At 61.8% G+C, this 15,084-nt stretch carries 18 protein-coding genes and 1 pseudogene; 10 read left to right on the top strand and 9 right to left on the bottom strand.

Annotated elements, in window-relative coordinates:
* Positions 1 to 37: 37 nt before the first annotated feature.
* Both PVZ80_RS18275 and upp read right to left on the bottom strand, forming a co-directional pair.
* Positions 38 to 1,312, bottom strand: a complete 1,275-nt coding sequence (locus tag PVZ80_RS18275) for a uracil-xanthine permease family protein (protein WP_101283488.1) — start codon at positions 1,310 to 1,312, stop codon at positions 38 to 40.
* A gap of 2 nt (positions 1,313 to 1,314) precedes the next feature.
* On the bottom strand, positions 1,315 to 1,953 hold the full coding sequence (gene upp / locus PVZ80_RS18270) for a uracil phosphoribosyltransferase (protein ID WP_007928379.1): 639 nt from the start codon (positions 1,951 to 1,953) through the stop codon (positions 1,315 to 1,317).
* 166 nt (positions 1,954 to 2,119) lie between these two features.
* On the opposite strand from upp, the gene PVZ80_RS18265 reads away from it, so the two are divergent.
* The 4 genes from PVZ80_RS18265 (at position 2,120) to PVZ80_RS18250 (ending at position 4,161) form a co-directional block, all read left to right on the top strand.
* Positions 2,120 to 2,677: a hypoxanthine-guanine phosphoribosyltransferase gene (locus PVZ80_RS18265; protein ID WP_007928381.1), complete on the top strand. Its 558-nt coding sequence runs from the start codon at positions 2,120 to 2,122 to the stop codon at positions 2,675 to 2,677.
* Between the two features lie 3 nt (positions 2,678 to 2,680).
* The gene (locus PVZ80_RS18260) at positions 2,681 to 3,154 is read left to right on the top strand and encodes a WbuC family cupin fold metalloprotein (protein WP_063432944.1); all 474 of its coding nucleotides are present in this window, start codon (positions 2,681 to 2,683) and stop codon (positions 3,152 to 3,154) included.
* 170 nt (positions 3,155 to 3,324) lie between these two features.
* Positions 3,325 to 3,810 (top strand): hypothetical protein, encoded by a 486-nt coding sequence (locus PVZ80_RS18255; protein WP_038635049.1) that lies wholly within the window; start codon positions 3,325 to 3,327, stop codon positions 3,808 to 3,810.
* 63 nt (positions 3,811 to 3,873) lie between these two features.
* A complete protein-coding gene (locus PVZ80_RS18250) occupies positions 3,874 to 4,161 on the top strand; it encodes a PA4642 family protein (protein WP_007928384.1) in 288 nt (95 codons plus the stop codon).
* Between the two features lie 91 nt (positions 4,162 to 4,252).
* On the opposite strand, the gene mqo is transcribed toward PVZ80_RS18250, so the two are convergent.
* Both mqo and PVZ80_RS18240 read right to left on the bottom strand, forming a co-directional pair.
* Positions 4,253 to 5,764 carry a malate dehydrogenase (quinone) gene (gene mqo, locus PVZ80_RS18245; RefSeq protein ID WP_273864328.1) on the bottom strand — a complete coding sequence of 504 codons (1,512 nt, stop codon included), beginning with the start codon at positions 5,762 to 5,764 and terminating at the stop codon, positions 4,253 to 4,255.
* A 732-nt stretch (positions 5,765 to 6,496) separates the two neighbouring features.
* A complete protein-coding gene (locus PVZ80_RS18240; RefSeq protein ID WP_009050772.1) occupies positions 6,497 to 6,730 on the bottom strand; it encodes a hypothetical protein in 234 nt (77 codons plus the stop codon).
* A 206-nt stretch (positions 6,731 to 6,936) separates the two neighbouring features.
* Between PVZ80_RS18240 and PVZ80_RS18235 the strand changes: the two genes are divergently transcribed.
* Complete coding sequence (locus PVZ80_RS18235; RefSeq protein WP_009045547.1) at positions 6,937 to 7,521, top strand: YajG family lipoprotein; 585 nt, start codon at positions 6,937 to 6,939, stop codon at positions 7,519 to 7,521.
* A 140-nt stretch (positions 7,522 to 7,661) separates the two neighbouring features.
* On the opposite strand, the gene PVZ80_RS18230 is transcribed toward PVZ80_RS18235, so the two are convergent.
* Entirely contained in the window at positions 7,662 to 7,868 is a 207-nt protein-coding gene (locus tag PVZ80_RS18230) for a hypothetical protein (RefSeq protein WP_009050770.1), read from the bottom strand.
* A 187-nt stretch (positions 7,869 to 8,055) separates the two neighbouring features.
* Between PVZ80_RS18230 and PVZ80_RS18225 the strand changes: the two genes are divergently transcribed.
* Entirely contained in the window at positions 8,056 to 8,346 is a 291-nt protein-coding gene (locus PVZ80_RS18225; RefSeq protein WP_009050769.1) for a hypothetical protein, read from the top strand.
* 116 nt (positions 8,347 to 8,462) lie between these two features.
* On the opposite strand, the gene PVZ80_RS18220 is transcribed toward PVZ80_RS18225, so the two are convergent.
* A complete protein-coding gene (locus PVZ80_RS18220; RefSeq protein WP_036985434.1) occupies positions 8,463 to 9,632 on the bottom strand; it encodes a 1-acyl-sn-glycerol-3-phosphate acyltransferase in 1,170 nt (389 codons plus the stop codon).
* 139 nt (positions 9,633 to 9,771) lie between these two features.
* Here PVZ80_RS18220 and PVZ80_RS18215 point away from each other — a divergent pair, with 139 nt between their 5' ends.
* Genes PVZ80_RS18215 through PVZ80_RS18205 form a run of 3 tightly spaced genes read left to right on the top strand, consistent with a single transcriptional unit; the run spans position 9,772 to position 10,879 of the window.
* Positions 9,772 to 9,954 (top strand): CPXCG motif-containing cysteine-rich protein, encoded by a 183-nt coding sequence (locus PVZ80_RS18215; protein WP_009050767.1) that lies wholly within the window; start codon positions 9,772 to 9,774, stop codon positions 9,952 to 9,954.
* Between the two features lie 9 nt (positions 9,955 to 9,963).
* Positions 9,964 to 10,224 carry a putative signal transducing protein gene (locus PVZ80_RS18210; RefSeq protein WP_009050766.1) on the top strand — a complete coding sequence of 87 codons (261 nt, stop codon included), beginning with the start codon at positions 9,964 to 9,966 and terminating at the stop codon, positions 10,222 to 10,224.
* A 34-nt stretch (positions 10,225 to 10,258) separates the two neighbouring features.
* The gene (locus tag PVZ80_RS18205) at positions 10,259 to 10,879 is read left to right on the top strand and encodes an SOS response-associated peptidase (protein ID WP_016703569.1); all 621 of its coding nucleotides are present in this window, start codon (positions 10,259 to 10,261) and stop codon (positions 10,877 to 10,879) included.
* 225 nt (positions 10,880 to 11,104) lie between these two features.
* On the opposite strand, the gene PVZ80_RS34035 is transcribed toward PVZ80_RS18205, so the two are convergent.
* Together PVZ80_RS34035 and PVZ80_RS34030 are read right to left on the bottom strand one after the other, a co-directional pair.
* The gene (locus PVZ80_RS34035; RefSeq protein ID WP_370686835.1) at positions 11,105 to 11,848 is read right to left on the bottom strand and encodes a methyl-accepting chemotaxis protein; all 744 of its coding nucleotides are present in this window, start codon (positions 11,846 to 11,848) and stop codon (positions 11,105 to 11,107) included.
* A 111-nt stretch (positions 11,849 to 11,959) separates the two neighbouring features.
* A pseudogene (locus tag PVZ80_RS34030) lies at positions 11,960 to 12,157 on the bottom strand (HAMP domain-containing protein); the annotation flags it as partial.
* A gap of 1,359 nt (positions 12,158 to 13,516) precedes the next feature.
* Between PVZ80_RS34030 and PVZ80_RS18195 the strand changes: the two are divergent.
* On the top strand, positions 13,517 to 14,332 hold the full coding sequence (locus PVZ80_RS18195) for a M48 family metallopeptidase (RefSeq protein WP_009050763.1): 816 nt from the start codon (positions 13,517 to 13,519) through the stop codon (positions 14,330 to 14,332).
* Positions 14,333 to 14,459: 127 nt separating this feature from the next.
* Here PVZ80_RS18195 and PVZ80_RS18190 read toward each other — a convergent pair whose 3' ends face one another.
* Positions 14,460 to 15,044, bottom strand: a complete 585-nt coding sequence (locus PVZ80_RS18190; protein WP_009045541.1) for a TMEM165/GDT1 family protein — start codon at positions 15,042 to 15,044, stop codon at positions 14,460 to 14,462.
* Between the last annotated feature and the right edge of the window lie 40 nt (positions 15,045 to 15,084).

Genomic DNA, 15,084 nt, shown 5'->3' with positions numbered 1-15,084 from the left:
GGCTTGCCCGCGATAGGTTTCCGGTTGACGCAGATCCTCAGATCAGCGGTTCGTCAGCCCTCTTGTTCTTCCAGCTATCGTTGCCCGGCAGGATCAGGTTCAGCGCAATCGCGACGATGGCGCACAGGGCGATCCCTTTCAGGCCGAAGTCGTCCGGTCCGGTACCGGTACCGATCAATACCCCGCCAATCCCGAACACCAGAGTCACCGAGACAATCACCAGGTTGCGGGCTTCGCCCAGGTCGATCTTGTGACGGATCAGGGTGTTCATGCCCACCGCTGCGATCGAGCCGAACAACAGGCAGAGAATCCCGCCCATCACCGGTACCGGAATGCTTTGCAGCAGTGCGCCGAACTTGCCGATAAACGCCAGGCTGATGGCGAAGATCGCCGCCCAGGTCATGATTTTCGGGTTGTAGTTCTTGGTCAGCATTACCGCGCCGGTCACTTCGGCGTAGGTGGTATTGGGCGGACCGCCGAACAGGCCGGCGGCGGTGGTGGCGATGCCGTCACCGAACAGGGTGCGATGCAGGCCAGGATTCTTCAGGTAGTCGCGACCGGTCACGCTGCCGACCGCGATCACCCCGCCGATGTGCTCGATGGCGGGTGCCAGGGCCACAGGGACGATGAACAGGATCGCCTGCCAGTTGAACTCCGGCGCGGTGAAGTGCGGCAGGGCCAGCCAGGGCGCCGCAGCGATCTTCGCGGTATCGACCACACCGAAGTAGAACGACAGGGCAAAGCCCACCAGCACGCCGGAGATGATCGGCACCAGGCGGAAGATGCCTTTGCCGAACACCGCGACGATCAGGGTGGTCAGCAGCGCCGGCATCGAGATCATCATTGCCGTCTGGTAATGGATCAGCTCGCTGCCGTCGCCGGCCTTGCCCATCGCCATGTTGGCGGCGATCGGCGCCATGGCCAGGCCGATGGAAATGATCACCGGACCGATCACCACCGGCGGCAGCAGCCGGTCGATGAAACCGGTGCCCTTGATCTTCACCGCCAGGCCCAGGAAGGTATAAACGAAACCGGCCGCCATCACGCCGCCCATGGTCGCGGCCAGGCCGAACTGGCCCTTGGCGAGAATGATCGGGGTGATGAAGGCAAAGCTGGAGGCCAGGAATACCGGCACCTGGCGCCCGGTCACGAGCTGGAACAACAGAGTCCCGAGACCCGCCGTGAACAGCGCCACGTTGGGGTCGAGACCGGTAATCAGCGGCATCAACACCAACGCGCCAAAGGCCACGAAGAGCATCTGCGCGCCAGACAGCACCTGGCGCCAGAGCGGATCGTTGAACTCATCCTGCATGCTCAGGCGTCCTTCTGCTTGGTGCCGAAGATCTTGTCGCCGGCATCGCCCAGGCCCGGGATGATGTAGCCGTGCTCGTTGAGTTTCTGATCGATGGAAGCGGTGTAGATGGTCACGTCCGGGTGAGCTTTCTCGACGGCTTCGATGCCTTCGGGAGCGGCGACCAGCACCATGGCGCGGATGTCCTTGCAGCCAGCCTTTTTCAACAGGTCGATGGTCGCGACCATGGAGCTGCCGGTGGCGAGCATCGGGTCGATGATCATGGCCAGGCGCTCGTCGATTTCCGGAACCAGTTTTTCCAGGTAGGTGTGCGCCTGCAGGGTTTCCTCGTTGCGGGCTACGCCCACGGCGCTGACCTTGGCGCCCGGGATCAGGCTGAGCACGCCTTCGAGCATGCCGATACCGGCGCGCAGGATAGGTACCACGGTAATCTTCTTGCCGGCGATCTTCTCGACCTGGACAGGGCCGCACCAACCCGGAATTTCATAGGATTCGAGTGGCAGGTCCTTGGTGGCTTCGTACGTCAGCAGGGCACCGACTTCCTGAGCGAGCTCGCGGAAGTTCTTCGTGCTAATGTCGGCGCGGCGCATAAGGCCAAGTTTGTGTCGGATCAGCGGATGGCGGATCTCACGGATGGGCATAGGGAAAGGCTCCGGCGGCGGGCAAAAAAACCGGCCTAGATTAATCTATCCGAGGGTGTTGTCCTATAGACATCTAAGTACGTTAGTCCAGAAACGCTTGATTCGACCGGGCCGGATGCGTACCTTTGCTCGCTTTTCCGAAACTGCCACCCCCCTGGAGAGCGCCATGTCCGCTGATCTCGAGCATATCCGTCAAATCATGCGCGAGGCTGACTGCCTGTACACCGAAGCTGAGGTCGAGGCGGCCATCGCCCGAGTCGGTGCACAAATCAATGAACAACTGGCGGAACGCAATCCGGTGGTTTTCTGCGTGATGAACGGTGGCCTGATCTTCTCCGGCAAGCTACTGACTCACCTCAAATTCCCGCTGGAAGCTTCCTACCTGCACGCCACCCGCTATCGCAACGAAACCAGCGGCGGCGAGCTGTTCTGGAAATCCAAGCCGGAAGTGTCCTTCATCGACCGTGACGTGCTGATCATCGACGACATCCTCGACGAAGGTCATACCCTGGGCGCGATCATCGACTTCTGCAAACACGCCGGTGCCCGTGCGGTGCACACCGCCGTGCTGATCGACAAGGACCACGACCGCAAGGCCCGTCCCGACCTGAAAGCCGACTACGTTGGCCTGCCATGCGTGGATCGCTACATCTTCGGTTACGGCATGGACTACAAGGGTTACTGGCGTAACGCTGCCGGCATCTTTGCCGTCAAGGGCATGTGAATCATGAGCGGGCCGAGCTTTCTGGATCAGTCGCTGTTTGCCGAACTGGCCGAAAAAGCCTCGGCCAGCCCCCGTGGTCGCCACCACCACAACTTCCATCAGATGCAAGAGCCTTGTCACCGCATGGCGGTGGGGCTGCAGCCCTCCACCTACATCCCGCCCCATCGCCACCTGAGCGACGACAAGGCCGAGACCCTGCTGGTGCTCAAGGGGCGCCTGGGCCTGCTGATTTTCGACGACGCCGGTCAAGTGCTGGGCAAGCGGGTGCTGCAAGCGGGTGGGGATTGCATGGGCGTCGACCTGCCGGTCGGCGTCTACCACGGCCTGGTGGTGCTTGAGCCCGATAGCCTGATGTTCGAATGCAAGGCCGGGCCTTATCGTCCGGTCGGCGAAGGCGAACTGGCCGCTTGGGCGCCCCGCGAAGGCGAGCCGGGTGTGGCCGAATACCAGGCCTGGATGCGCGCCCAGTTCGACTGAGCACCGTCCTCGCGCCTGTAGCCGCTGCCGCAGGCTGCGATCGAGCGGCACGCTCGTAGCGATCTCAAGGATGTCAGAGGTCCTGCGGACCTATCGCAGCCTGCGGCAGCGGCTACAGGGTGGAAAGGACAACCCATGCTAGAGTGCATCACTCTTGCCTGGAGTCCCTCATGAGCCTTTTGATTCGCAGTTGCGCGGCCTTTTTTCTGATCCTGAGCCTGCCCCTGGCCGCCGCCCCTGCGCCCATGCACGCGCAGTTCCTGCCTCCCGATGACCTGACCCTGCGTGATGCCGCCCCCGAGCAGCAACAGTTGTTGCAGGTCACCGAGTACTCGGTGGTCATCGGCAGCCAGCGCCAATCCAACCAGCAACCGATCCCGGTGACCTCGCCGCTGCTGGTCCGCCTCAAGGGCAAGCCGCTGAACAAGGGCGCGACCATCAGCCAGGTGCTGGTGAACTTCGACGGCGAGAGCAAAAGCCTGAAAAAGCCGCAGTTCGACGACAAGACCAAGACCCTCACCCTGTTCTACCCGCTGGCCCAGTATCGGGTGGTGATGGACCTGCTGCGCAACGACACGGTGTATTGCCAGTTCCTCAGCTACGCCAACGGCCACATCTGGGCCGATCTGCACACCGGCGCGGTACGCTCGCGTTGAGGCCCGACGCGGCCTGGGGGTAAACTGCCTGCCCCGTGAAATGTCTGCGAGCTGGAGTCGGCAATGCGTAAAGATAAGAAACAAGTGATTGGTGACGAGATCGGCGATGCGCAGATCAAACTGTTCCTCGATTTCGAGCCGGCCGACGCCACTTCGCCGTCCCTGCACAAGCTGATCAAGGCCTATCGTGGCCTGCGTATCGACGATTTCGAACGTTTCCTGGTGTTCTTCGTCGAGGCCGGCTACGACCTGGATGGCAAGGACGAACATGGCAAGGACTTCGTGGCCCTGATCCAGGACCAGCGCAACGCCGCCGATTACATCGAACTGATCGAAAAAGCCCGCGGCTGAAAACGCGCTGCGCCGGCTGTGGTTGTCTTTAAGCGGCCATAAAAAAACGCCCCGTTCTCCAAGAGAGCGGGGCGTTTTTCATGAGCGCGGCTTAAGCGTAGCTTTCGGCTTCGCTGCTCTGCTCGACCAGCTCCAGGCTGACGTTGTTCTCGCTGTTGATCTTGCGGTACAGCGTAGCGTCGGTTTCCAGGGCCTTTTCACGGGCCGGGAAGATTTCCTTGAGCTTGCTGGCCCACTCACCGGTCGCCTTGGCCGGGAAGCAGCGCTCGATCAGTTCGAGCATGATCGAGACAGTCACCGAAGCGCCTGGCGAAGCGCCAAGCAGCGCGGCGAGAGAGCCGTCCTTGGCTGCGACCAGCTCGGTGCCGAACTGCAGCACGCCGCCTTTCTTCGGATCTTTCTTGATGATCTGCACCCGCTGGCCGGCCACTTCCAGGCGCCAGTCTTCGGCTTTGGCTTCAGGGTAGAAGCGACGCAGGGATTCCAGGCGCTGCTCCATGGACTGCATCACTTCGCTGACCAGGTACTTGGTCAGGTCCATGTTGTCGCGAGCCACCGCCAGCATCGGGCCGATGTTGCCGGCGCGAACCGACATCGGCAGGTCCATGAAAGAACCGTGCTTGAGGAACTTGGTGGTGAAGCCGGCGTAAGGTCCGAACAGCAGGGATTTCTTGCCATCGACCACACGGGTGTCCAGGTGCGGCACGGACATGGGTGGCGAACCTACGGCCGCCTGGCTGTAGACCTTGGCCTGGTGCCGCTTGACCACTTCCGGGTTGTCGCAACGCAGCCACTGGCCGCTGACCGGGAAGCCGCCGAAGCCTTTGCTCTCCTCGATGCCCGAAGCCTGCAGCAGCGGCAGCGCCGCGCCGCCAGCGCCGAGGAACACGAACTTGGCATCGACGTCGCGGCTGTTGCCGCTGTTGACGTCCTTGATGCTCACGGTCCAGCCGTTGTCCTTGTTGCGTTTCAGGCCGGTCACGCGCTTGCAGTACTTGACCTGGGCATCGGGTGCGCTGGTCAGGTGCTTGAGCAACTGGTTGGTCAGGGCGCCGAAGTTGACGTCGGTGCCATTGATCACACGGGTGGCGGCGATGAGTTCGTCAGCCGGGCGGCCAGGCATCATCAGCGGCATCCACTCGGCCATCTTGGCCTTGTCCTCGGTGTATTCCATGTCCGCGAAAGCGTGGTGCTTGCTCAGCACTTCATAGCGCTTCTTCAGGAAGGACACGCCGTTCTCGCCCTGGACGAAGCTCAGGTGCGGCACCGGGCTGATAAAGGACTTGGACGAGCCGAAGGTGCCTTTCTTGGTCAGATAGGACCAGAACTGCTTCGACACCTCGAACTGGGTGTTGATGTGCACGGCTTTCTTGATATCGATGGAACCGTCGGCGGCCTGTGGCGTGTAGTTCAGCTCACAAAGGCCGGCATGGCCGGTACCGGCGTTGTTCCACGGGTTGGAACTTTCCGCGGCACCCGAATCCATCAGCTCGACGACTTCCAGCTTGATCGCGGGGTCGAGTTCTTTGAGCAGTACAGCGAGGGTGGCACTCATGATGCCGGCCCCAACCAATACGACGTCTACTGCTTCGTTATGCGCCATTAACGCGTCTCCAAAATCTGCAGCACCAAATTGACGGCATAGCTGCCAGGAGTAGGGGGCGGTTCACGTTATGCCCCAGGTCACTCATGGCCAGGATCGCCATGTCCGAATCTTCGCAATTTTTCGCAACTTCGACGGACGCTACCAACCAGGCCTGATCCGCGTATGAACGCATTTCAGGGCAGGGCGGGCAATTCGACTTATGGTCAAGAGTCCGTTTGTGCAACCAAATCCGTAGTGGACAGGCTTCAAGCGCAAGTATCTGAGGCGTGCTCGGTCCTGTGTAATCGGGCTGTTGTAGACGCTAATGGTGCCAGTACAGACGCAAAACTATTCATTTGCTCGCCACACTCTTGTGAAGTTGTGAAAACCCGTTTTTTCACGCTCTTTTGAAGACGTGAACCTCAAAAAAGGGCTGTCCAAGCCTGGCACCGGCCCGAGGGGTGAATGCCGACATGGAACACGTGGCATTAACGGGCGAACAGCTCAGTGGCCGAGCAATGGCAGCTCTGCAGATGCGCGAAAAGCGGTGGTTTGCAAGATGAACAGCAAGCACGCCGGCTTCACTCGATCTGTGTGGGCGGCTCTCTGTGGGCAATGCGGGGGAGCTGATGCTGATGCGTCAGCGATGCTGCGAGGCCCGATCAGGAGACGTCCTTATAATCGGGGGGAGATTGTAACGAAGAAACGCGCAGAAATGATCCTGTTTAATGACTTTTATTAGGCTTTTGGTCAGGTAGCCATCATCGGTTGTACCCGGGCGCGGGCAATGCGTGGGCTGACACGGGCGCTGGCGGGGAGCGGCTGGTGCAACCAGTTGAGACGGACTTCCTCGATTTCCACCCAGCCGTCGCCCATTGGCGGCACTTTGCAGTGCTTGAACGCCTGGCACCGGCCCTGTGGGTCGAGCTTGGCGAAGCTGCGGTATTTCTGGCGCGGAGCGAACAAGGACCAGAGGAAATGCATGGCGATGTACCTGTTGGGCAGTTGCGATGAAGAATGCCGCCTGGGCGTTACATGGCCATGTAACGCTCGTGACGGGGAGGTTACAGCAAGCGCCTGGCACCGAACCTGTATGAGAGCTGACTGACTCGCGCCGGGCCGCTGGTTAGCGGCCGCCGACCCCCGCTATACTGCGCGCCTGTCTGTGCCTGATTTCTGGAGAAATGAGCATGTTGCAACGCCTGTTGTTCGGTTTGATCACTGTGACCAGTTTGACGCTGGCTGGTTGCGCCCATAGCCCGCAACAACTCAGCCCGGAACCGAAGCTCACCACTCAGCTCGCGCCGGTCGGCCATGGCCAGCCGGTGGTCGTGAAAGTGGTCGACGGCCGTCCGTCGCCGACCCTGGGTACCCGTGGCGGGCTTTACCCTGAAACCAGCGCGATTACCGTCCAGGGCGCGCAGATCCTGCCGAAGCTGCAGGCCCAGGCCGAAGCTGCGGTACGCCTGCTGGGCTTTACCCCGACCGCCAACGCGCTGAATGCCCCACAGCTGACTGTGACCCTGGCCGAGCTGAAGTATCAGTCGCCCAAGGAAGGCCTGTACGTGACCGAGGCCACCATCGGTGCGACCTTCCGCTCCGATGTGCAGAACGCCAACCGTCGTTACAGTGGTCGTTACGGCGCCTCCCTGGACCAGCGTTTCGGCATGGCGCCGAACCAGGAAACCAATACCAAGCTGGTCAGCGACGTACTCAGCGATGCCTTGACCCGCCTGTTCAAGGACCCGAGCATCGGCCAGATCCTCGGCGAATGATGTGAACCTGTAGCCGCTGTCGCAGGTTGCGATAAGGCCCGAAGGGCCTTGCTTGACGGCTTCGGCGCGGTACACAAAAAAGCCCGGCTTCCACGGAAGCCGGGCTTTTTATTGGCTGTCGATTTGTTTCGAGCCAGGCCTCACGCCGCCTCGACGTAAAAATCCAGCACGCTGACCCCTGTCAGCAGATCGGTTTCCGGAAGGTCCGCATGCTGGTGCCCGCCGAGGGCGCAATACACCAGCCAGTGGCGGTCCTGGACGTTGAAGGCCAGGCCACCGACCAAGGCTTCCTGTTCGTCGCTGGGGGCGATCAGGTAGAGGCGATCCTGGTTTTCTGCGTGCAGCATGACAAGCTCCGTGTCGGTTTCGAGGGGCGCCAGACTGGCCTGTTTGTATGACGAACGTATGACAGGACGAATTAACCGGCCAACGGGTTGTTATCTGTCGGAAAGCCCAGGCAGAAAGTGGGCCTTTGGGTAAAATCCGCGCCGCGAGCCGCCAGGGCTCGTTATCCGGTTTCATTCGAGGTTCGTGATGTCGCTGCAACTGATCTGGTCGCTGTTCAGCGCCCACCCCGCCAAGCTGATCAATATTCTTGCCTTGCTGTTCGCCTTTCCCGGCAGCTGGTTGTTGCACGCCACCCGACGTCGCGAGCAGCGCGCACTGGCCAATCTGGCCGCCCAGGGCCAATCTCGTTCCCAAGAACCGCTACCGGCGCAGACGTTGGATGATGCGACCTTGCGCATGAACCGGTTCTTCTACCGTTTCGGTTTTGCCTGCCTGGGGCTGGCGTTGCTGGTGTCGTGGATCAGCACCCGGTTCTGATGTGGCCCGCAGATCGCTATCGCGAGCAAGCTCGCTCCTACAAGGGGCGTTACTCGCAATCAACGTACAGAAACGACAACGGCGCCCGAAGGCGCCGTTGTTGTGTGCGGTGAGCGTTATGGCAAGGCCAGTCCCGCCTTGACCCGATACTGATTGCGCACCGGCGTCGCATATTGCAGCACCAGGTACGGGCGATGCTCCTCCGGGCAGGCGTCCAGGCGCCGTTGCCACTCTTCCTGGGCCTTGGCCAGTTCGTCCGCCGGGAACACCTGGGCCGCGCTCGGAACCTGCAGCTCCGGATCGGCATCGCTCCACTGGGCGTAGGCCAGGTAATGCACCGGGAACAGGCGATAGCCGCCGAGGATCTGCCGGTCCATCTCCACCGCCAATTGCTTGGTGTCCTCGAACAACTCGCTGATCGGCGCGGCGAAGTTCACGTGGACCCGGCCTTTATAGCCGGTGATGCCCTTGGCGATGCTGATATCGTCCTCGCCCGGAGCCTTGGTATAGCTGCCGGTGGTGGCGCGGATATACAGCTCGCGGGCCTTGGCCTGATCGCAAGGGTCGTATTCGTAGCTGATCGACACCGGGGTCAGGTTCAGCGACTGGATGACCTCGCCGAACGGCTCATCCTTGCGGCTCATGTGGAACATCTTAAGGATCGCCGACTCGGTACGGTCGTCGCCGTCCTTGGCCCGGCCTTCGGCCTGGGCGATCCAGATCGACGCGCAATCGTTGCGGATCGAGTGGTTGATGTAGGCCGACAGCAGTTGGTAGGCGGCCATTTTTTCCCGGCGTCCGGTGATCGAACGGTGCACGATGAAGCTCTTGTTCAGACGCATCAGGTCGCTGACGAAAGGCTTCTGCAGCAGGTTGTCGCCGATGGCGATGCGCGGGGTCGGCAATCCGGCGTGGTACACCGCGTAATTGACGAAGGCCGGGTCCATCACGATGTCGCGGTGGTTGGCGATGAACAGGTAGGCGCTGCCGGACTTGAATTGCTCGACCCCGGTGTAGGTCACGCCGTCGGTGGCCCGCTCGATGGTGTGGTCGACGTAGAACTCGACCTTGTCCTGCAGGGTCGCCACCGAAGTGACCGCGGCGAACTCACGACGCAACCGATGAGCTATAAGGGGTTTGAGCAGCCAGCCGAAAGCGCCGGCAAAGCGCGGGAAGCGGAAGTGGGTGAGGATATCTAGAAACGCCTTGTCGCCGAGCAGTCGAGCCAGCACCGCTGGTACTTCACTGTCGTCGTAAGGTCGGATGGCATCGAATTCGCCCATCATGCTCTCTTGTTGGAAACGGCTAGGTAAGAAAAGGTTTGGATCGAAAAATAGCCGGGCGCGGTCTGAAAAGTAAGCTCAGATCTCAATAGCCCTGCAAATAGACCGGCGATTATACGCACAAGTCACTCCGGAGGCCGCGATGCTGGAAACCGAACGCTATCAATGTCCCTACTGCGGTGAAGAGGCCGAGGCCGTGCTGGACCTGTCCGGGGGCGATCAGCAGTACATCGAGGATTGTCCGGTCTGTTGCCGGCCCATTGTGTTCACGTTGCAGACCGACGGTGAGGAATGGATGCTCGAGGTGCACAGCGAAAACGAGTGAGGGGGTTATATGCAGCGAGTCTACGAACCGGAAAACCTGCTGGAAGGGGAATTGCTCCAGGGCATGCTGGCCAGCGAGGGGATCGAGGCACACCTGGTGGGGCGGGATTTGCTCGGCGGCACCGGTGAGTTGCCGGCGTTCGGCCTGCTTGGGCTGGCGGTGGATAACGACCAGGCGCAATACGCCCGGGAACTGATCGCCGCGTACAATGCCGCGCTGCCGATGCCCGGCGACGAGCCGGCCAATCATGCTGGCGTGCTGATCTGTTAGGCTGGCCGCCGATTTTCCGAGAGTTGTTTGCCCCATGTGTGGACGTTATGCCCTGTTTCGCTGGAACCAAGCGTTTGCCGCCTTGCCCGGATTTCCGGCGGATCAGCAGGCGCAGTGGAATATCTCGCCCAACGATTCGGTGCTGATCCTGCGCAGCAGCGATGGCCAGCGCAACCTCGCCCGCGCCCGCTGGGGCCTGACGCCGCCCTGGCTGACCGATCTGTCGCGCACCCCGGCCCATGCCCGTGCCGAAACCCTGGCCGAACAGCCGATGTTTCGCGAAGCCTTTCGCCAGCGCCGCTGCCTGTTGCCGGCCAACGGTTTTTACGAATGGCGCGGCGGCACCCGTAAACGCCCGTACTGGCTGACGCCAGGGGAGGGCTCGTCGCTGTTCTTCGCGGCGATCTGGGAAGCCTATCCGGTGCAGGAACAGGTCTGGCTGAGCACCGCGGTGGTCACCCAGCCAGCGGCCAGCCAGCGTCGGCCATTGATCCTCGATGCCCAGGGCCAGGAAGCCTGGCTCGACCCACAGACGCCATTGCCGGTGTTGCAAGCCTTGCTGGCCAGCCCACCGGCCGCCTTGCGCGAGCGGGTGCTGGCCAACCTGGTGAACGATCCGAAGCTCAATGCCCCGGAATGCCTGACCCCGGGTTGATGCTGTCCTGTGGCTCCAACCCGGAATCGTGTGGCCTGAATCAGCGAGCGCTTCGCACGGAGTGCCGCCCAGCTCGATCGCAGCCTGCGGCAGCGGCTACAGAGTCGGTGCCGGGCTCTTGAGTCGCGCCGCAATCCCTGTAGCCGCTGCCGAAGGCTGCGCAAGGTCCGCAGGACCTTGAGCGTTAGTACGGGCCACGCCTGCTTTGCGGCCGGTCGCAGCGGCTTACACCTTGAACTGATTGATCAGGCGCCGCTGCTGCTCGGCCAGCTTGGTCAGGCCGGCGCTGGCCGCGCTGGACTCGTCGGCGCCGCCCGCCACTTCGTTGGCCACCTGGCCGATATTGATCACGTTGCGGTTGATGTCCTCGGCGACGGCGCTCTGCTCTTCGGCGGCGCTGGCGATCTGGGTGTTCATGTCGTTGATCACCGACACCGCCTGAGTGATGGTTTCCAGGGCCTCGGCCGCTTTCGCCGCGTGCTGCACGCTTTCGTCGGTGCGGTTCTGGCTGTCTTCCATGACCCGTACCACATCGCGGGTGCCTTGCTGCAACTGCTGGATCATCGACTGGATTTCTTCGGTCGCCTGCTGGGTCTTCTGCGCCAGGTTGCGCACTTCGTCGGCCACCACGGCAAAGCCTCGGCCTTGTTCGCCGGCGCGGGCGGCTTCGATGGCGGCGTTGAGGGCCAGCAGGTTGGTCTGCTCGGCGATGCCGCGAATGGCGATCAGGATCGCGTTGATGTTCTCGCTGTCCTTGGCCAGGGTCTGCACGACGCCCACCGCCCTGCCGATTTCCACGGCGAGGGCGCCAATGGCGGTCGAGGTGTCGCGCACGATCCGCATGCCCTGGCTGGCGGCCTGGTCGGCATGGTTGGCGGCTTGCGCGGCCTGGGTCGCATTGCGGGCCACGTCCTGGGCGGTGGCAGTCATTTCATGCACCGCGGTGGCCACCTGGTCGATCTCGGCCATCTGCTTGTGCACGCCCTGGTTGGTGCGAATGGCGATATCGGCGGTGTGTTCGGAGGAGTCGCTGACACTCTGCACCGAGGTCACCACCTGGCTGATCATCGCCTGCAGCTTGGCCAGGAAGGTATTGAAGCCCTTGGCGATCGAGCCCAGTTCGTCGGCGCGGTCGCTGCTCAGGCGGCGGGTCAGGTCGCCTTCGCCCTGGGCGATATCGTCGAGCATGGCCACCATCTGCTTGAGCGGACGGGCGATGCCGTGGCCCACCAGCCAGATCACCAGCAGGCCGAGGCCGGCGATGATCAGGCCGACCATGGCCATGCCGAGGGTGTCGGCCTGGCGTTGTTCGGCCAGGTCGTTTTGCAGTTTCTGCAGGTCGGCCATGACGGCGTCCAGCGGCAGTTGCAGCATCAGGGTCCAGCGGGCGTCGGTCTGGCCAATGCCGAACGGCAGGTACAGCTCGATCCGCCCGTGGGCCTGGTCGACGTTGTAGTTCACTTCGCCGCGCTTGAGGTTGCCGAGCTTGGCGACTTCTTCGCTGTCGAGAATGTCGCTGACCTTTTCGCCGAACTTGCTCGGGTCCTTGGTGTAGGCCACCAGCCGGCCATTACCACCGATCAGGGCCATCTCGCCCACACCGTTGTAGAGTTTCTGGTTGGCGCCCAGGAGCATGTCCTGGATGAAGTTCACCGACAGGTCGGCGCCGACGATGCCCTGGAAGGCCCCGTCGAGCAGGATGGGTTCAATAAAGGAGGCAAGCATGACGATCTTGTCGCCGACCTTGTACGGCGCCGGATCGATCACGCAGGATTTCCTGCTTTCCTTTGAGCACAGGTAGTACTCGCTGGCGCGTACGCCGGTGGACAGGACTTTCTGGTCGTCCACGTCCACCAGTTTGTCCAGGCCCAGGCTGCCATCTTCGTTGCGGAACCACCACGGCAGGAAGCGCCCGTTGCTGGCATCGATACCCACTACCTTGGTGTCGACATAGGCGCTGTCGTTATGGTCGATGGCGTTCTTTTCCCAGCCTATATAGGCACCGAGAATCTTCGGGTTCTGTGCGACGTTTTCCTTGATCAGGCTGATCAGATGTTCGCGGCTGAGATTGAGCTGTGGATTGCCGTCCGCACCCTTGCTGCCGATCAGCGCGTTGACCCGCACCAGCCCGCCGGCGATCAGCAGGGGCGCCTCGAGTTCACGCTGGATCTGGCTGACCTGGGGCTGTGCCAGTCCGACCAGCCGCTGTTCGATGACTTGCTCGAATTGAGCCTGGGTTCGCTGTTGCACCATCTCCTGGGTCCGGGCACCGGCGAACAGGGCGTACAGCACCAGGGCAACGACCACGCTGAGGACGATGGCACCGGCCAGGGCGGCCACGGAAAACTGGATCGACTTGAATTTCATAAGGGCTCCGGACGCAGGAATGACGTCTGCCCCGCTGTATCGGCAAGGCCCTCGCCGACCATGAGCGAGGATCGGAAAAATGACTGTTTTGTAGGCTGACATGTCGCAAATGGACAGCTGCCGGGCGTTGTCGGGCGCGGCGGGGAGGGTTCTGTGAATTTTTTCCTACGCTGCCCTGTAGCTGAAAACAGCGTGCTACACGTCCGTTGTATCTGGCGTCGATACACAACTGCGCCTAGGATACGCGCCATGTTTTCAGGGAGCGTTTTCATGAGTAAGAAGCAGGTTTTGGGTGCACTCACCGCTGCGTTGCTGCTGTCGGGTTGCCAGTCGGTCAACACCACCAGCGGTGGCGCTGTCGGCGTCGATCGCAAGCAGTACATGTTCAGCATGCTGTCGAGCGATGAGGTCAACCAGTCCTACGCGCAGTCCTATCAGCAGAAGATCGGCGAAGCGAACAGCAAGAACGTGCTGGACAAGTCCAGCGCCAATGCCAAGCGCATCCAGGCGATCGCCAACCGGCTGATTGCCCAGGCCCCGGTTTTCCGCCCGGATTCCGCGCAGTGGAACTGGGAAGTCAACCTGATCAAGAGCGATGAACTCAACGCCAACTGCGGCCCTGGCGGCAAGATCATTTTCTACAGCGGCCTGATCGACAAGCTGCAACTGACCGACGATGAAATCGCCGCGGTCATGGGCCATGAAATCGCCCACGCCTTGCGCGAGCACGGTCGTGAAGCGATGTCCAAGGCCTACGGGGTCAGCGCGCTGAAGCAGATCGCCCTGATCGCCGGCGCACCGCAGGAAGCGGTCGCCGTGGGCGACAACGGGGTCAACCTGTTGATGACCCTGCCCAACAGCCGCGGCAATGAAAACGAAGCCGACCTGATCGGCCTGGAACTGGCGGCCCGCGCCGGCTACAACCCGAACGCGGCCATCACCCTGTGGAACAAGATGAGCAAGGCCTCGGAAGGCGCGCCACCTGAATTCCTCAGTACTCACCCGGCGTCCGGCAGTCGTATTTCCTCGTTGGAAGCGGCGATTCCGAAGGTGATGCCGTTGTACCAGCAGGCCAAGAGGCCCTGATCGTCAGGCGTCGTTGTTGACGACAGTGTCGTGAACAAGCCGGCCCCCTGCAAAAGAAAGCCCCGACTGGTTCGGGGCTTTTTTGTGCTCGCAGGTTTGCCTTGAGGCATGCCTGCTGATGGGGCGTTTACAACCAGCCGCTGCTCTGCATGGCCTTGTACACCGCGACAATGGCCAGGATGAAGAACGCCGAGGCCGCGAGGCGACGGATCAGGGTCAGGGGCAGTTTCTCCGCCGCGAAATTGCCGGCCAGTACCACCGGGACGTTGGCGATCAGCATACCGGCGGTGGTGCCGATGATCACCAGCCACAGTTCCGGGTATTGCGCCGCGAGCATGACGGTGGCGATCTGGGTCTTGTCGCCGATTTCAGCGAGGAAGAATGCGATCAGCGTGGTCAGGAAGGGGCCGAACTTGCGGGCGGTGCTGGCTTCGTCGTCGTCCATCTTGTCTGGCACCAGGGTCCAGAGCGCGGTCGCGGTAAAGCTCGCGGCGAGGATCCAGTGCAAGGTCGCATCCGAGAAGAAGCTGCCGAACCAGGCGCCTACCGCACCGGCTGCCGCATGGTTGGCCAGGGTCGCGGCGACGATGCCGGCAATGATCGGCCAGGGTTTGCGAAAGCGCGCGGCGAGAATGAGGGCAAGCAGTTGCGTCTTGTCGCCGATTTCGGCCAAGGCAACGATCGCTGTGGGAACCAGTAGAGAATCCAGCATCAGGGCATTCCTAAGGGGCGGGTCGACACGGCTATGACAC

This window comes from Pseudomonas sp. B3G-3 (assembly GCF_028640915.1).
Classification (GTDB): domain Bacteria; phylum Pseudomonadota; class Gammaproteobacteria; order Pseudomonadales; family Pseudomonadaceae; genus Aquipseudomonas; species Aquipseudomonas chlororaphis_I.
This window is presented reverse-complemented; position numbering and strand designations above follow the sequence as displayed.

What these genes read in the sequence shown, in the direction of transcription:
- PVZ80_RS18260 (WP_063432944.1), top strand. Translation starts at nt 2,681, where the DNA reads ATGAGCGGGCCGAGCTTTCTGGATCAGTCGCTGTTTGCCGAACTGGCC.
- PVZ80_RS18210 (WP_009050766.1), top strand. Translation starts at nt 9,964, where the DNA reads ATGCAGCGAGTCTACGAACCGGAAAACCTGCTGGAAGGGGAATTGCTC.
- PVZ80_RS18250 (WP_007928384.1), top strand. Translation starts at nt 3,874, where the DNA reads ATGCGTAAAGATAAGAAACAAGTGATTGGTGACGAGATCGGCGATGCG.
- PVZ80_RS18195 (WP_009050763.1), top strand. Translation starts at nt 13,517, where the DNA reads ATGAGTAAGAAGCAGGTTTTGGGTGCACTCACCGCTGCGTTGCTGCTG.
- PVZ80_RS18205 (WP_016703569.1), top strand. Translation starts at nt 10,259, where the DNA reads ATGTGTGGACGTTATGCCCTGTTTCGCTGGAACCAAGCGTTTGCCGCC.
- PVZ80_RS18275 (WP_101283488.1), bottom strand. Translation starts at nt 1,312, where the DNA reads ATGCAGGATGAGTTCAACGATCCGCTCTGGCGCCAGGTGCTGTCTGGC.
- PVZ80_RS18255 (WP_038635049.1), top strand. Translation starts at nt 3,325, where the DNA reads ATGAGCCTTTTGATTCGCAGTTGCGCGGCCTTTTTTCTGATCCTGAGC.
- PVZ80_RS18265 (WP_007928381.1), top strand. Translation starts at nt 2,120, where the DNA reads ATGTCCGCTGATCTCGAGCATATCCGTCAAATCATGCGCGAGGCTGAC.
- mqo (WP_273864328.1), bottom strand. Translation starts at nt 5,764, where the DNA reads ATGGCGCATAACGAAGCAGTAGACGTCGTATTGGTTGGGGCCGGCATC.
- PVZ80_RS18230 (WP_009050770.1), bottom strand. Translation starts at nt 7,868, where the DNA reads ATGCTGCACGCAGAAAACCAGGATCGCCTCTACCTGATCGCCCCCAGC.
- PVZ80_RS34035 (WP_370686835.1), bottom strand. Translation starts at nt 11,848, where the DNA reads ATGGCCGAGATCGACCAGGTGGCCACCGCGGTGCATGAAATGACTGCC.
- PVZ80_RS18215 (WP_009050767.1), top strand. Translation starts at nt 9,772, where the DNA reads ATGCTGGAAACCGAACGCTATCAATGTCCCTACTGCGGTGAAGAGGCC.
- PVZ80_RS18240 (WP_009050772.1), bottom strand. Translation starts at nt 6,730, where the DNA reads ATGCATTTCCTCTGGTCCTTGTTCGCTCCGCGCCAGAAATACCGCAGC.
- upp (WP_007928379.1), bottom strand. Translation starts at nt 1,953, where the DNA reads ATGCCCATCCGTGAGATCCGCCATCCGCTGATCCGACACAAACTTGGC.
- PVZ80_RS18225 (WP_009050769.1), top strand. Translation starts at nt 8,056, where the DNA reads ATGTCGCTGCAACTGATCTGGTCGCTGTTCAGCGCCCACCCCGCCAAG.
- PVZ80_RS18235 (WP_009045547.1), top strand. Translation starts at nt 6,937, where the DNA reads ATGTTGCAACGCCTGTTGTTCGGTTTGATCACTGTGACCAGTTTGACG.
- PVZ80_RS18220 (WP_036985434.1), bottom strand. Translation starts at nt 9,632, where the DNA reads ATGATGGGCGAATTCGATGCCATCCGACCTTACGACGACAGTGAAGTA.
- PVZ80_RS18190 (WP_009045541.1), bottom strand. Translation starts at nt 15,044, where the DNA reads ATGCTGGATTCTCTACTGGTTCCCACAGCGATCGTTGCCTTGGCCGAA.